Source organism: Pseudonocardia sp. ICBG1293 (genome assembly GCF_020131355.1).
Taxonomy (GTDB): domain Bacteria; phylum Actinomycetota; class Actinomycetes; order Mycobacteriales; family Pseudonocardiaceae; genus Pseudonocardia.
The window spans coordinates 1-14,239 of the sequence record NZ_JAHLEL010000048.1 but is presented as its reverse complement, the minus strand read 5'-3'; the positions used below and the strand labels follow the sequence as shown (position 1 = coordinate 14,239).

Annotated in this window: 9 protein-coding genes, 4 rRNA genes and 2 pseudogenes; 6 read left to right on the top strand and 9 right to left on the bottom strand. The window is 66.9% G+C overall.

All coding sequences use genetic code 11. The features are described from left to right. Positions 1-753 (bottom strand): MerR family transcriptional regulator (locus KPF47_RS25505; protein WP_224391336.1); only part of this gene is annotated, 753 nt, incomplete at its 3' end. Positions 754-928: 175 nt separating this feature from the next. Between KPF47_RS25505 and KPF47_RS39750 the strand changes: the two genes are divergently transcribed. The 6 genes and pseudogenes from KPF47_RS39750 (at position 929) to KPF47_RS25485 (ending at position 8,314) form a co-directional block, all read left to right on the top strand. Next, positions 929-1,345 carry an FAD-binding oxidoreductase gene (locus KPF47_RS39750; protein ID WP_305080471.1) on the top strand — a complete coding sequence of 139 codons (417 nt, stop codon included), beginning with the start codon at positions 929-931 and terminating at the stop codon, positions 1,343-1,345. Between the two features lie 70 nt (positions 1,346-1,415). After that, positions 1,416-1,613: pseudogene (locus tag KPF47_RS39745) on the top strand (ferredoxin reductase); the annotation flags it as partial. A gap of 286 nt (positions 1,614-1,899) precedes the next feature. Next, positions 1,900-2,055, top strand: a complete 156-nt coding sequence (locus KPF47_RS39740; RefSeq protein ID WP_305080470.1) for a hypothetical protein — start codon at positions 1,900-1,902, stop codon at positions 2,053-2,055. A gap of 27 nt (positions 2,056-2,082) precedes the next feature. Beyond that, positions 2,083-3,228, top strand: a complete 1,146-nt coding sequence (locus KPF47_RS25495; RefSeq protein WP_224391334.1) for a fatty acid desaturase — start codon at positions 2,083-2,085, stop codon at positions 3,226-3,228. 513 nt (positions 3,229-3,741) lie between these two features. Further along, positions 3,742-5,261 (top strand): 16S ribosomal RNA (locus KPF47_RS25490). Between the two features lie 331 nt (positions 5,262-5,592). After that, a 23S ribosomal RNA gene (locus KPF47_RS25485) occupies positions 5,593-8,314 on the top strand. Positions 8,315-8,344: 30 nt separating this feature from the next. Here KPF47_RS25485 and KPF47_RS41125 read toward each other — a convergent pair. From KPF47_RS41125 to KPF47_RS25445, 8 genes and pseudogenes are all read right to left on the bottom strand, one after another. Beyond that, positions 8,345-8,431 (bottom strand): annotated as a pseudogene (locus tag KPF47_RS41125) (16S/23S rRNA (cytidine-2'-O)-methyltransferase); the annotation flags it as partial. A 2-nt stretch (positions 8,432-8,433) separates the two neighbouring features. Beyond that, on the bottom strand, positions 8,434-8,640 hold the full coding sequence (locus tag KPF47_RS25475; protein ID WP_020622954.1) for a hypothetical protein: 207 nt from the start codon (positions 8,638-8,640) through the stop codon (positions 8,434-8,436). Between the two features lie 69 nt (positions 8,641-8,709). Continuing rightward, positions 8,710-9,717: an HAD-IIA family hydrolase gene (locus KPF47_RS25470; RefSeq protein WP_224387904.1), complete on the bottom strand. Its 1,008-nt coding sequence runs from the start codon at positions 9,715-9,717 to the stop codon at positions 8,710-8,712. Then, entirely contained in the window at positions 9,714-10,121 is a 408-nt protein-coding gene (locus KPF47_RS25465) for a hypothetical protein (protein ID WP_224391332.1), read from the bottom strand. Before KPF47_RS25465 ends, KPF47_RS25470 begins: the two co-directional genes overlap by 4 nt. Before the next feature lie 969 nt (positions 10,122-11,090). Next, positions 11,091-11,486, bottom strand: a complete 396-nt coding sequence (locus KPF47_RS25460) for a hypothetical protein (RefSeq protein WP_224391330.1) — start codon at positions 11,484-11,486, stop codon at positions 11,091-11,093. A gap of 438 nt (positions 11,487-11,924) precedes the next feature. Then, on the bottom strand, positions 11,925-12,326 hold the full coding sequence (locus KPF47_RS25455) for a hypothetical protein (RefSeq protein ID WP_224391329.1): 402 nt from the start codon (positions 12,324-12,326) through the stop codon (positions 11,925-11,927). Positions 12,327-12,484: 158 nt separating this feature from the next. Beyond that, positions 12,485-12,601 (bottom strand): 5S ribosomal RNA (rrf, locus tag KPF47_RS25450). A 107-nt stretch (positions 12,602-12,708) separates the two neighbouring features. Beyond that, positions 12,709-14,239: ribosomal RNA gene (locus KPF47_RS25445) — 23S ribosomal RNA — on the bottom strand; the annotation flags it as partial.

Below are 14,239 nucleotides of genomic sequence, written 5' to 3'. Positions count from 1 at the left end.
CATGGCGCGCCCGGCCTCGGGGGAGATGTCGTCGGAGATCCGGGTGATGAAGGCGTCCATCACGTCCTGCATCCGCGACCGGAACGACGACAGCAGTGCCAGCGTGGCGACGGGCTGCAGCTGCTCCACCGTCTGCTGGATCCGGGGCGCGTCCCCGGCGGGCAGACCGGCGTCGACGTAGTCGTCCCACACCTGCCGGGCGAACAGCTCGACGAACATCTCGGCGACGGCGCCGGTGTGGTCGTCGAGCCGTCGGCGCAGCCCGACCAGGGCGGCGGGCGGGATTCCCAGCCGCACGGCCTCGGCCGCGGCCCGGGCGAGGTCCGGCGCCAGGATGCGCAGCCGCCCGGGGCCCGCCGCCTCGACGACGCCCGCCTCGTCCAGGTGCCGGAGCAGCTCGTGTGCGGACACCGCGGCCGGGGTGAGGCCGAGACGGCCGGGGAGCTCGGCCTCGTCGACCTCGACGGGCTCCTCCGGCTGCCACGGGGCGAGCATCCCGCGGTAGAGCCGTAGCGCGTCCTCGGCCGTCCGTTCGGTGTCCTGGGCGACGAGCACCTCGATCGCCCCCAGCGAGAAGCCGCGTCGCCGGAGCCCGTTGACCAGGTCGAGCCGGTCGAGGTGGTCGCCGGTGTAGCGGGCGGCCCGACCCGCGCGGCCGGCCGGGGGGAGCAGTCCGCGCGTGATGTAGGTGCGCACCGTCCGCACGGTCATGCCCGCCCGGCGGGCCAGCTCCTCGATCGGGAAGTCCGCCATCCAGCCGATCCTAGGGAGTCGATCTCGACATGGTCTTCGGGAGAATCGATGTAACGTTCCCACAGGTCGGGCTGCGATGCCGTCGTCGCTGGTGACGAGGTGGTCGCCGTCCCAACTTGCCGCCGTCACCGAGATCGGGTCCGATGGTGCCCGACCCCGACGACGAGGTGGGCCCATGACCGACGCCGTACTGCCGAAAGGGCTGCGCCGCGCACGGAAAGCGGCCGCCCGTTTCACCACGCCCCTGCTGCCCGATGACTACCTGCTGCTGCTGAACCCGCTGTGGTCGGTGCGGGAGCTGCGCGGTCGGGTGGTGAAGGTCGTGGCCGAGACCGCCGACGCCGCCACGCTGGTCATCCGGCCCGGTCTGGGCTGGTCGTTCGACCACCGTGCCGGTCAGTACGTCGGCATCGGTGTCGAGGTCGAGGGTCGCTTCCACTGGCGCTCCTACTCCCTGACCTCCGAGCCGCGCCGCGACCGCAGGCACATCTCGATCACCGTCAAGGCGATGCCGGAGGGCTTCCTGTCCCGCCACCTGGTCGACGGCGTCGGGCCCGGCACGGTCGTGCGTCTCGCGCTCCCCCCAGGGTGAGTTCGTGCTGCCCGACCCGCCGCCGCAGCGCCTGCTCTTCCTCACCGCGGGCAGCGGCATCACCCCGATCATGGCGATGCTGCGCACCCTGGACCGGCGCGACACCGTGCCCGACGTGGTGCTGGTGCACTCGGCCCCGCGCGACGGCGACGTCATCTTCGCCGCCGAGCTCGAGGAGCTGTCCGCACGGCACCCGTCGCTGCGGGTGCAGCTGCACCTGACCGGGCAGCGCGGCAGGCTGACTCCGGCCGGGCTGGCGGAGCACTGCCCGGACTGGGCCGAGCGCAGCACGTGGGCGTGCGGCCCGGAGGCGATGCTCGACGAGGCCGAGGAGCTGTGGGAGTCCGCGGGCCGGGGCGGGGCGCTGCACGTCGAGCGGTTCTCCGCGTCGCTGCGCGGGGGAGAGGCCGAGGGCGGCACGGTCACCTTCGTCCGCCGCGGCTCGCCCGCCACCTCCGACGGCGACGGCGACGCCACGGTCGAGATCGACGGCGCCACCACCCTGCTCGACGCGGGGGGAGCAGGCCGGCCTCGACCTGCCCTACGGCTGCCGGATGGGCATCTGCCACACCTGCACCGTCGGCCTGCGGTCCGGCTCGGTGCGCGACCTGCGGGACGGCACCGAACGCCGTGGCGACCCCGACACCCCCGCCGAGAAGATCCAGACCTGCATCACCGCCGCCGCCGGCGACTGCGTGCTCGAGATCTGACCCGACCACCACCGAAGGAGGACCGTCGTGGCCATCTCCGACGTGAAGGAGTTCGCCCACCTCACCGAGGCCGACGTGGAGGCGATCGGGCAGGAGCTCGACGCGATCCGCGCCGACGTCGAGGAGCGTCGCGGCCAGCACGACGCCGACTACATCCGCACCATGATCACCTGGCAGCGGCGGCTCAACGTCGCCGCCCGGGTGACGCTGTTCGGCAGCCGGATCCCACCGCTGTGGCTCGCCGGCACCGCCATGCTCTCGGTCGCGAAGATCCTCGAGAACATGGAGATCGGGCACAACGTCATGCACGGCCAGTGGGACTGGATGAACGATCCGGAGATCCACTCGTCGACGTGGGAGTGGGACAACGTCTGCCCGGCCGAGCAGTGGCGGCACTCGCACAACTACCTGCATCACACGTACACGAACGTGATCGGGAAGGACAAGGACGTCGGCTACGAGATCCTCCGGGTCCGTGCCGACCAGCCCTGGCACCCCGCCTACCTGGGGCAGCCGATCTGGAACGTGCTGCTGATGCTGCTGTTCGAACACGGGGTGTCCCTGCACGACCTCGACGTCGACGGCCTGCTGAAGATGCAGGTCGAGGATCCCGAGGAGCTCCGCCGCAAGCTGCTCGACGTCGGCCGCAAGCACGCTCGGCAGATGCGCAAGGACTTCGTGCTGTTCCCGCTGCTCACCGGCCCCGCGGCGGTCTCGCCGCTGACCGCGAACGCCACCGCGAACGTCGTCCGCAACATCTGGTCCTACGCGATCATCTTCTGCGGGCACTTCCCGGACGGGGCCGAGGTCTTCACCGAGGAGGAGCTGGACGGGGAGACCCGCGGCGAGTGGTACCTGCGGCAGCTGCTCGGGTCGGCCAACTTCACCGGTAACCGCCTGATGCACGTCATGTCCGGCAGCCTCGGCTACCAGATCGAGCACCACCTGTTCCCGGACCTGCCGTCGAACCGGTACCCGGAGATCGCGGTGAAGGTCCGGGCGCTCTGCGAGAAGTACGACCTGCCCTACACGACCGGGCCGTTCCCGCGGCAGTTCTGGCAGGCGACCCGCTCGATCTGGCGGCTGTCGTTGCCGGCGCGCGGGATCCGCGAGTCCGAGCACCGCCGTGAGCGCCGAGGGCTGCTGCGCCGACCGGCCGCCCGCGCGGCCTGAGCCACCGCGATCGCGGCCGCCGTTGCGCGGCGGCCGCGAGCGTGCCCGCCGGGTCAGGACGACCGAGGGGGCTCGGTCGGCGTGGGGTACCCCCGGCGACGAGCAGCCGGACCCGCGGCGGCTGCGTCGTCCCGGCCGCCGACATGGGGGCTGACCTGCGACGATGCCGAAAACCGACCCCCCTGTGAACGGCGCCCGACGGGCCGTGTAACTTTCTCTCTGTCAGCGAGTGAGCCGGACAGAACGGGCCTGGGAGGCCCGGTCAACAGGCCCCGCGGACATGACCCCCGGTGGTTCGCCGAGTTTCTCGGTGTGATTGTCTTGGTGGGTCGAGATGATCCGTCTTCAGGATCCTGCTCCTTGTGTGGGGGTGGGTGAGTGCGGTGCGGGGGTCTTTTGAGAACTCAACAGTGTGTCGAGCTATTTTTATTCGGTTTGGCGTTTTGTGCCAAATTGTGGTTGCAGCATTCGACCCCGTCGGGTGTTGTGGCCAGTTGTTTGTTTGTCAGGGTTTTGTTGGAGAGTTTGATCCTGGCTCAGGACGAACGCTGGCGGCGTGCTTAACACATGCAAGTCGAGCGGTAAGGCCCTTTCGGGGGTACACGAGCGGCGAACGGGTGAGTAACACGTGGGTGACCTGCCCTCCACTCTGGGATAAGCCCGGGAAACTGGGTCTAATACCGGATAGGACCATTGATCGCATGGTTGGTGGTGGAAAGTTTTTTCGGTGGGGGATGGGCCTGCGGCCTATCAGCTTGTTGGTGGGGTGATGGCCTACCAAGGCGGTGACGGGTAGCCGGCCTGAGAGGGCGACCGGCCACACTGGGACTGAGACACGGCCCAGACTCCTACGGGAGGCAGCAGTGGGGAATATTGCGCAATGGGCGGAAGCCTGACGCAGCGACGCCGCGTGGGGGATGACGGCCTTCGGGTTGTAAACCTCTTTCGCCAGGGACGAAGAGCAATTGACGGTACCTGGAGAAGAAGCACCGGCCAACTACGTGCCAGCAGCCGCGGTAACACGTAGGGTGCGAGCGTTGTCCGGAATTATTGGGCGTAAAGAGCTCGTAGGCGGTGTGTCGCGTCGGCCGTGAAAACTTGGGGCTTAACTCTGAGCGTGCGGTCGATACGGGCATCACTTGAGTTCGGCAGGGGAGACTGGAATTCCTGGTGTAGCGGTGAAATGCGCAGATATCAGGAGGAACACCGGTGGCGAAGGCGGGTCTCTGGGCCGATACTGACGCTGAGGAGCGAAAGCGTGGGGAGCGAACAGGATTAGATACCCTGGTAGTCCACGCCGTAAACGTTGGGCGCTAGGTGTGGGGACCATTCCACGGTTTCTGTGCCGCAGCTAACGCATTAAGCGCCCCGCCTGGGGAGTACGGCCGCAAGGCTAAAACTCAAAGGAATTGACGGGGGCCCGCACAAGCGGCGGAGCATGTGGATTAATTCGATGCAACGCGAAGAACCTTACCTGGGTTTGACATGCACCAGACATCCCTAGAGATAGGGCTTCCCTTGTGGTTGGTGTGCAGGTGGTGCATGGCTGTCGTCAGCTCGTGTCGTGAGATGTTGGGTTAAGTCCCGCAACGAGCGCAACCCTTGTTCCATGTTGCCAGCACGTAATGGTGGGGACTCATGGGAGACTGCCGGGGTCAACTCGGAGGAAGGTGGGGATGACGTCAAGTCATCATGCCCCTTATGTCCAGGGCTTCACACATGCTACAATGGCTCATACAGAGGGCTGCGAGACCGTGAGGTGGAGCGAATCCCTTAAAGTGAGTCTCAGTTCGGATCGGGGTCTGCAACTCGACCCCGTGAAGTTGGAGTCGCTAGTAATCGCAGATCAGCAACGCTGCGGTGAATACGTTCCCGGGCCTTGTACACACCGCCCGTCACGTCACGAAAGTTGGTAACACCCGAAGCCGGCGGCCCAACCCTTGTGGAGGGAGCTGTCGAAGGTGGGACTGGCGATTGGGACGAAGTCGTAACAAGGTAGCCGTACCGGAAGGTGCGGCTGGATCACCTCCTTTCTAAGGAGTCCCATCATGTGATGGGGCACCACAATACTCTGTGAGTTCTGCTCATAAGGTGTCTGTGGTTCCTTCATTGAATCGCATTTGCGGCCCCGTTCGTGGGTCGGGTGCGTTGGGTGGAACGCAGGTCGTCGGACCGTTTGGCTTGGCACACTGTTGGGTCCTGAGGGGACACCCCGAGGTTCTTCGGAGCTGTGGGTTGTTTTCTTTGGCCGCTCAGGTTGAGGGTTGTCCTAACGCCCCGGTTGGTTCCGGGTGTGGTGGCTTCTTCTTGGTCTGGTGTGGTTGTGGGTTGAGTGTTGCATAGTGGATGCGAGCATCTTGTTGTGGTCAAGTTGTTAAGAGCACATGGTGGATGCCTGGGCATCAGGAGCCGATGAAGGACGTGGGAGGCCGCGATAGGCCTCGGGGAGCTGTCAACCGAGCTGTGATCCGAGGGTGTCCGAATGGGGAAACCCAGCGCCCGTCATGGGGCGTTACCCGTACCTGAATTCATAGGGTGCGTGGAGGGAACGTGGGGAAGTGAAACATCTCAGTACCCACAGGAAGAGAAAACAATAGTGATTCCGTGAGTAGTGGCGAGCGAAAGCGGAAGAGGCTAAACCGTGTCCGTGTCAAGCCGGCAGGTGTTGCGGGTGCGGGGTTGTGAGACGTGTCGTTCATCTTCTGCCGAGGATGGGACAGCAAGAGCCGGTGTTAGCGGAACGACTCTGGGATGGTCGGCCGTAGTGGGTGATAGCCCCGTACGCGAAAATGTCTGGTTCTGTTGTGGGCGTGTTCTCGAGTAGCAGCGAGCCCGTGAAATTCGCTGTGAATCTGGCGGGACCACCCGTCAAGCCTAAATACTACCTGATGACCGATAGCGGACAAGTACCGTGAGGGAAAGGTGAAAAGTACCCCGGGAGGGGAGTGAAATAGTACCTGAAACCGTGTGCTTACAAGCCGTCAGAGCCTTGAGTCTTCGGACGGGGTGATGGCGTGCCTTTTGAAGAATGAGCCTGCGAGTTATGCTTCGTGGCGAGGTTAACCTGTGTGGGGTAGCCGTAGCGAAAGCGAGTCCGAATAGGGCGTTGTAGTCGCGGGGTGTAGACCCGAAGCGGAGTGATCTACCCATGGCCAGGGTGAAGCGTCGGTAAGACGTCGTGGAGGCCCGAACCCACCAGGGTTGAAAACCTGGGGGATGAGCTGTGGGTAGGGGTGAAAGGCCAATCAAACTTCGTGATAGCTGGTTCTCCCCGAAATGCATTTAGGTGCAGCGTCGTGTGTTTCTTACCGGAGGTAGAGCACTGGATGGCCTAGGGGGCCGACAAGCTTACCGAAGTCAGCCAAACTCCGAATGCCGGTGAGTGAGAGCGCGGCAGTGAGACTGCGGGGGATAAGCTTCGTGGTCGAGAGGGAAACAGCCCAGATCACCGGCTAAGGCCCCTAAGCGTGCGCTAAGTGGGAAAGGATGTGGGATCGCCCGGACAGCCAGGAGGTTGGCTTAGAAGCAGCCACCCTTGAAAGAGTGCGTAATAGCTCACTGGTCAAGTGGTCCTGCGCCGACAATGTAGCGGGGCTCAAGCGCACCGCCGAAGCCGTGGCAATGACACTGTTGTGTTGTTGGGTAGGGGAGCGTCCTGCATCTGGTGAAGCCCGGGAGTGATTTACGGGTGGAGGGTGTGGGAGTGAGAATGCAGGCATGAGTAGCGAATGCAGAGTGAGAATCTCTGCCGCCGGATGACCAAGGGTTCCTGGGCCAGGTTGTTCCGCCCAGGGTGAGCCGGGACCTAAGGCGAGGCCGTCAGGCGTAGTCGATGGACAACGGGTTGATATTCCCGTGCTCGTGATAGTGCGTCCATGCCGAGGCCGGTGATGCTAACCATCCGAACCCACCTTCGCTCCTTCGGGAGTGTTGTTTGTGGGGGAGCGTGGGATCCGATCTGGTAGTAGGTAAGTGATGGGGTGACGCAGGAGGGTAGCTCCGCCACGCGGTGGTTGTCGTGGTGTAAGCCTGTAGCCTGATTTCCTAGGTAAATCCGGGGGATCGTGAAGGGTGAGAGGTGATGCGTAGCCGATTGAGGCGAAGAGAGTGATCCCATGCTGTCGAGAAAAGCCTCTAGCGAGTGCTGTTGCGGCCCGTACCCCAAACCGACACAGGTGGTCAGGTAGAGAATACCGAGGCGATCGAGCGAACTGTGGTTAAGGAATTCGGCAAAATACCTCCGTAACTTCGGGAGAAGGAGGGCCGGTTGTCTTGAGGCTCCTTGCGGGCTAGGGACGGCCGGTCGCAGAGACCAGGCCCAAGCGACTGTTTACTAAAAACACAGGTCCGTGCGAAGTCGCAAGACGATGTATACGGACTGACGCCTGCCCGGTGCTGGAACGTTAAGAGGACCTGTTAGCTCCTTCGGGGTCGAAGCGGAGAATTTAAGCGCCAGTAAACGGCGGTGGTAACTATAACCATCCTAAGGTAGCGAAATTCCTTGTCGGGTAAGTTCCGACCTGCACGAATGGCGTAACGACTTGGGCGCTGTCTCGACCACAGACTCGGCGAAATTGCACTACGAGTAAAGATGCTCGTTACGCGCGGCAGGACGGAAAGACCCCGGGACCTTTACTATAGCTTGGTATTGATGCTCGGTTCGGCTTGTGTAGGATAGGTGGGAGACTGTGAAATCATCACGCCAGTGGTGGTGGAGTCGTTGTTGAAATACCACTCTGGTCGAATTGGGTGTCTTAACCTCGGGCCATGATCTGGTTCAGGGACAGTGCCTGGTGGGTAGTTTAACTGGGGCGGTTGCCTCCCAAAGAGTAACGGAGGCGCCCAAAGGTTCCCTCAGCCTGGTTGGCAATCAGGTGTTGAGTGTAAGTGCACAAGGGAGCTTGACTGTGAGACTGACGGGTCGAGCAGGGACGAAAGTCGGGACTAGTGATCCGGCACCACCTTGTGGAAGGGGTGTCGCTCAACGGATAAAAGGTACCCCGGGGATAACAGGCTGATCTTGCCCAAGAGTCCATATCGACGGGACCGGCGCGTCCCGGTCCACCACGGTGGCGGGCTTCGCCGCGGGCATGCCGTTGACGACGACCCGGCCGGCCGCGATCAGCTCGGCGGCCTGGCCACGGGACCGGGCGAGCTTGCGGCGGACCAGTTCGGCGTCGAGCCGGGCACGGACGGGGCCCATCGTCACTCCCGTTCCGAGCCGGCGCTCAGCGCACGACCGAGCGCGGCGTGCACCCGCTCGAAGGCAGCGGGGTGCTCGGCGACCGGACGGTCGTCCAGCGCGTCGAGCGCCGCGACGGCCGCATCGACCTCGGCACGCAGGGCCGCGACCGGACGGTCCTGCTCGGGCCGCGGGTCGCCCGGACGGGGTCCGGGTGCGGGAACGCTCATGGATGATCTCCGGGGACGGGGTTCTGACGCCACGGTAGCCGACGGTCCCGACATCGGTCGGGAGCGCCGTCACCGCCCCGGGCGCTCCGCCAGGCCGAGATCCGCCAGCGCCGTGACGGCGGCGGCACCGTCGGCCCGCACGTCCGCGACGCCCTGCTCCCAGGCGACGACGCACAGGGCACGCAGCGCGTCCACGGCGGGCTCGTGACCACCCCCGTCCCCGGACAGGACGAGGGTGTCGCCGTCGGCGCGCACGTCCCAGCCGGGCCGCGGACCGGGCGCCAGCTCGTCCGCGGCCCGGGTGAGCGCGGCGAGATCGGCGCCGATGTAGGTGGGCCGCAGCGCCGGCGTGGCAGCCAGCAGCTCGGCCGCGCCGCTGACTCCGGTCAGCACCATCAACGACGGCGCGCCCATCGCATCGGCACCCTCGATGTCGGTGTCGAGCCGGTCCCCGATGACGAGCGGGGACCGCGCGGCCCCGCTCGCCTCACGCAGCAACCGCGCGGCGGGCTTGCCCGCCACCTGCGGCCGGGCACCGGTCGCGGTCCGCACGACCTGGACCATCGAGCCGTTGCCGGGCAGCGCCCCGCGGTCGGTGGGCAGGGTGGGGTCGACGTTGGAGGCCACCCACAGCGCCCCGGCACGGACGGCGACGACCGCCTCGGCCAGGATCCGCCACCCGGTGTCGGGCGAATGTCCCTGGACGACGGCGTCCGCGCCCTCGGCGACGTCGAGCACGACCAGTCCGCGGGCCCGGACCTCCTCGGCCAGCGCCGAGGTCCCGACGACCAGCACCCGCGCCCCCGGCGGGAGCTGCTCGGCCAGCATCGCGGCCGCGGCCTGCGAGCTGGTCCGGACGTCCTCGACGCGGGCCGGGAAACCCAGCTCGGCGAGGTGTGCGGCGACGTCGGCGGGACTGCGGGAGGCGTTGTTGGTGACGTAGACCGTGGGCACCCCGCGGTCCGCGGCCCCGAGCACCGCCTCGACGGCCCCCGGCACGACCTCGGGGCCCCGGTACAGGGTGCCGTCGAGGTCGGCCAGGAGGACGTCGTGGCGGGACAGCAGGTCGTCGGTCACCGGTCGCCGGTCCCGGCGTCCGGCGCGCTGCGGGGGGCGTCCGGCTCCCCGACCGCGACGTCCGCGTCGGTCCGGTCGGTGTCCTCCCGACCCCCGTCCGTCGCGTCCCCGGAGGTCGCACCGGTCCGGTCGACGTCCGGGATGCCGGTCCGGGGCGTGTCGTCGCCCGCGGTGTCGTCGCCCGCGGTGTCGTCGCCCGCGGTGTCGGTCCGCACGGGCTGCGCCGCTTCCGCGGCGGGGTCTGCCGCGTCGTGGTCGTCGGCGGCCGGGGGCACGTCCTCCCACCCGACGGTCAGCTCGTCGTCGGCCCCCTCGAGCTCGTCCCCGGTCAACTCGGCGATCCGCGCGGCGGCGTCGGTCTCCCGGTGCCGGTCGGCGTCGTGGGCGTGCACGAACCACTGCACGGCCGGCCTCGGAGTCGCGGCCCGCGGCGAGCAGGTTGTCGGCGTAGGCGTAGAACAGCCGTGCGCTCCAGGGGTCGCGGCGGGCCGCATCGAGCTCGGGGACCTGGAGTCCGACGACGGCGGCGGCGGCTTCGCCGAGATCGCGGCGGGCGCCCGCGGCCACGATGAGCAGCTCGATGCGCTCCTCGTGGCCGAGGTCGCGGGCCTCCGGGCTGCGGGCGAGGTCGAGAGCACGCTCGGGACGACCGAGCGCACGCTCGATGTCGGCCATCACGTGGACGTGCCCCGGACCGCCGCCCATCCGGCGCGCGGCGCGGAACTCGCCGAGGGCCTCGTTCCACTCGCCGGCGTGGTAGGCGACGATCCCGGCGGCCTCGCGCACCACGGCGATCCGCGACGCCGGCGCGCCGTGCGTAACGCACGTGCTCGAGCGCCTGCTCCGCGTCCTCGTCGACGAGCAGGCCCGCGGCGACGAGGTGCCGGGCCACGACCTCGGCGGTCTCCTTCTGCAGCCCGCGCAGGTCGCGGCGCACGCTCGGGTCCAGTTCGGCGGCCGACACACCGAGTCCGGCAGGTCCGGCTCGGCGACGAACGTCCGCTCGGCCGACTCCGGGATGGCGCGCCGTGGGCGGTCGTCGCGACCACGACGGTCGTCACGGCCACGGTCGTCGCGGCCACGGTCGTTCCGGCCCCGGTCGTCGCGCCTGCGGTCGTCACGCCTGGGGTCGTCGCGGCCGGAGCGGGGGCCACGGTCGTCCCGGCCGCCGCGCGGGCCACGGTCGTCGCGCTCCCGGCGCGGTCCACGGTCGTCCCGGTCACGGAGCGGGCGACGCTCGTCGTGCCCGCCGGAACGCTCGGCACGGTTCCCGCGGGGACCGTCGACGGTGTCGCCGTCGGCCGCGGTGCTGCCCGGGGCGGTCACGGCGCGGTCCACGAGGTCGGCCTCGGTACCGGCCCCACGGGAGTCCGTCACGGGGCGTCGGTCACGGGGGCGTCGGTCGCGGCGCGGCCCGTGTCGCCCGCGTCGTCGGCGCGCTCGTCGCGGGCGACCGGCTCGCCCACCGCCTCCGCGGGCGAGGTGTCCGCAACCCCGGTGGCGGTGTCGGAGCCGATGCGACCGGTCGCACCGGGCGACTCCCGCGTCCCGGTCGTCGACGGCGTCACGACAGGCGCGTCACCGGCCGGCTCGTCCGGCACGGCGTCCCGCTGCGCGACGTCCTGGGGCTCGACGGCCGCGGACCGCTCGGACCGGCGGTCCTGCGACGGGCGCTCCTCCCGGGCGCGGTACGGGCGGTCCACGCTGTCCCGGGACTGGCTGCGCCGGTCGTCGCGACGCGGGCGCACGGTCCCGGTACGGACGCGCACCACGGTCGTCGTCGCGCTGCGGACGGGGCCACGGTCGTCACGGTCCCGGAACGAACGGGCACCGCGGTCCCCGGACGGACGTGCCCCCCGCTCGTCGCGGTCACGGGGCGGACGGCCACCGCGGTCCTCGCGATTACGGAAGGGGCGGGCACCGCGGTCGTCACGGCTGCCGGAGGAACGGCCGTCACGGTCCTCGGACGGACGTCCCCCGCGGTCGTCACGGCCGGAGAAGGAACGACCGCCACGGTCGTCGCGACCGGAGAACGAGCGGCCACCACGGTCCTCACGGCCGGAGGAGGGACGGCCGGCGCGGTCCTCGCGGTCCCGAACGAGCGTCCGCCGCGGTCGTCGTCGCGCGGCGGACGGGGGCCACGGTCGTCACGGTCCCGGTAGGGACGGCGGTCGTCGCGGCCCGTGGACGGCCGGCCACCACGGTCGTCACGTCCACCCCCGGAACGCGTCACGCCGGCCGGTGCCACCGGAACGACGGTCCTCGTCACGGGCGGGGCGACGGTCGTCGTCGCGACGCGGACCGCGGTCGGAGCGGCCGTCGCTGCGGAAGCCGCCCTCGCGCCGGCCGGTCTCGCGTCCGCGTCCGCCGGTGTCGCGTCCGCCCCGGTCGGACCAGGAGCGGCCCTCGGTGCGGCGCTCGCCCGGACGTCCCCGGTCGTCCCGCGACCGGTCGCCGCCACTGCGGTTGCCCCGGTCGTCGCGACGCGTGCGGTCGTCGCCGTCGCGGCGCCGTCCCCGCTGGTCGTCGTGGCGCGACCACCCCGACCCGTGGCGCGATCCGCGCTCTTCGCCTGCCCGGCCGTTGCCGGGACGATCCCCGTCCGTCACATGGTCAGGGTACAAACGAACACCGTCACTTCCGCGGTCGGCGACCGCACTGGGCTAACCGGTCCGCGCAGCGCGGCGGACACGGCTGCAGAAACACGAAAAAAGGGGAGTCCACAGCGGCTTCTACACCGTTGCGGACTCCCCTTTCAGAGGTTGAATGTCGGCGGCGACCTACTCTCCCACACCCTGGCGAGTGCAGTACCATCGGCGCAGGAAGGCTTAGCTACCGGGTTCGGAATGGGACCGGGCGTTTCCCTACCGCAATGACCACCGACAACACTATTCAACAAACCCCACCACAAAAACGGGTGGGGGACCAACGAACACACAACCCGCACAGGGTTGTGAGCTCAGGGTCACACAGTGGATGCGAACAACTCGTTGTGGCAAGCCCTCGGCCTATTAGTACCGGTCAACTCCACCCCTCACAAGGCTTCCATCTCCGGCCTATCAACCCAGTCATCTCCTGGGAGCCTTACCCACTCAAAGGTGGTGGGAGACCTCATCTTGGAACAGGCTTCCCGCTTAGATGCCTTCAGCGGTTATCCCTCCCGAACATAGCCAACCAGCCGTGCCCCTGGCGGGACAACTGGCACACCAGAGGTTCGTCCGTCCCGGTCCTCTCGTACTAGGGACAGCCTTCCTCAAGTCTCCAACGCGCGCGGCGGATAGGGACCGAACTGTCTCACGACGTTCTAAACCCAGCTCGCGTACCGCTTTAATGGGCGAACAGCCCAACCCTTGGGACCTACTCCAGCCCCAGGATGCGACGAGCCGACATCGAGGTGCCAAACCATGCCGTCGATATGGACTCTTGGGCAAGATCAGCCTGTTATCCCCGGGGTACCTTTTATCCGTTGAGCGACACCCCTTCCACAAGGTGGTGCCGGATCACTAGTCCCGACTTTCGTCCCTGCTCGACCCGTCAGTCTCACAGTCAAGCTCCCTTGTGCACTTACACTCAACACCTGATTGCCAACCAGGCTGAGGGAACCTTTGGGCGCCTCCGTTACTCTTTGGGAGGCAACCGCCCCAGTTAAACTACCCACCAGGCACTGTCCCTGAACCAGATCATGGCCCGAGGTTAAGACACCCAATTCGACCAGAGTGGTATTTCAACAACGACTCCACCACCACTGGCGTGATGATTTCACAGTCTCCCACCTATCCTACACAAGCCGAACCGAGCATCAATACCAAGCTATAGTAAAGGTCCCGGGGTCTTTCCGTCCTGCCGCGCGTAACGAGCATCTTTACTCGTAGTGCAATTTCGCCGAGTCTGTGGTCGAGACAGCGCCCAAGTCGTTACGCCATTCGTGCAGGTCGGAACTTACCCGACAAGGAATTTCGCTACCTTAGGATGGTTATAGTTACCACCGCCGTTTACTGGCGCTTAAATTCTCCGCTTCGACCCCGAAGGAGCTAACAGGTCCTCTTAACGTTCCAGCACCGGCAGGCGTCAGTCCGTATACATCGTCTTGCGACTTCGCACGGACCTGTGTTTTTAGTAAACAGTCGCTTGGGCCTGGTCTCTGCGACCGGCCGTCCCTAGCCCGCAAGGAGCCTCAAGACAACCGGCCCTCCTTCTCCCGAAGTTACGGAGGTATTTTGCCGAATTCCTTAACCACAGTTTCGCTCGATCGCCTCGGTATTCTCTACCTGACCACCTGTGTCGGTTTGGGGTACGGGCCGCAACAGCACTCGCTAGAGGCTTTTCTCGACAGCATGGGATCACTCTCTTCGCCTCAATCGGCTACGCATCACCTCTCACCCTTCACGATCCCCCGGATTTACCTAGGAAATCAGGCTACAGGCTTACACCACGACAACCACCGCGTGGCGGAGCTACCCTCCTGCGTCACCCCATCACTTACCTACTACCAGATCGGATCCCACGCTCCCCCACAAACAAC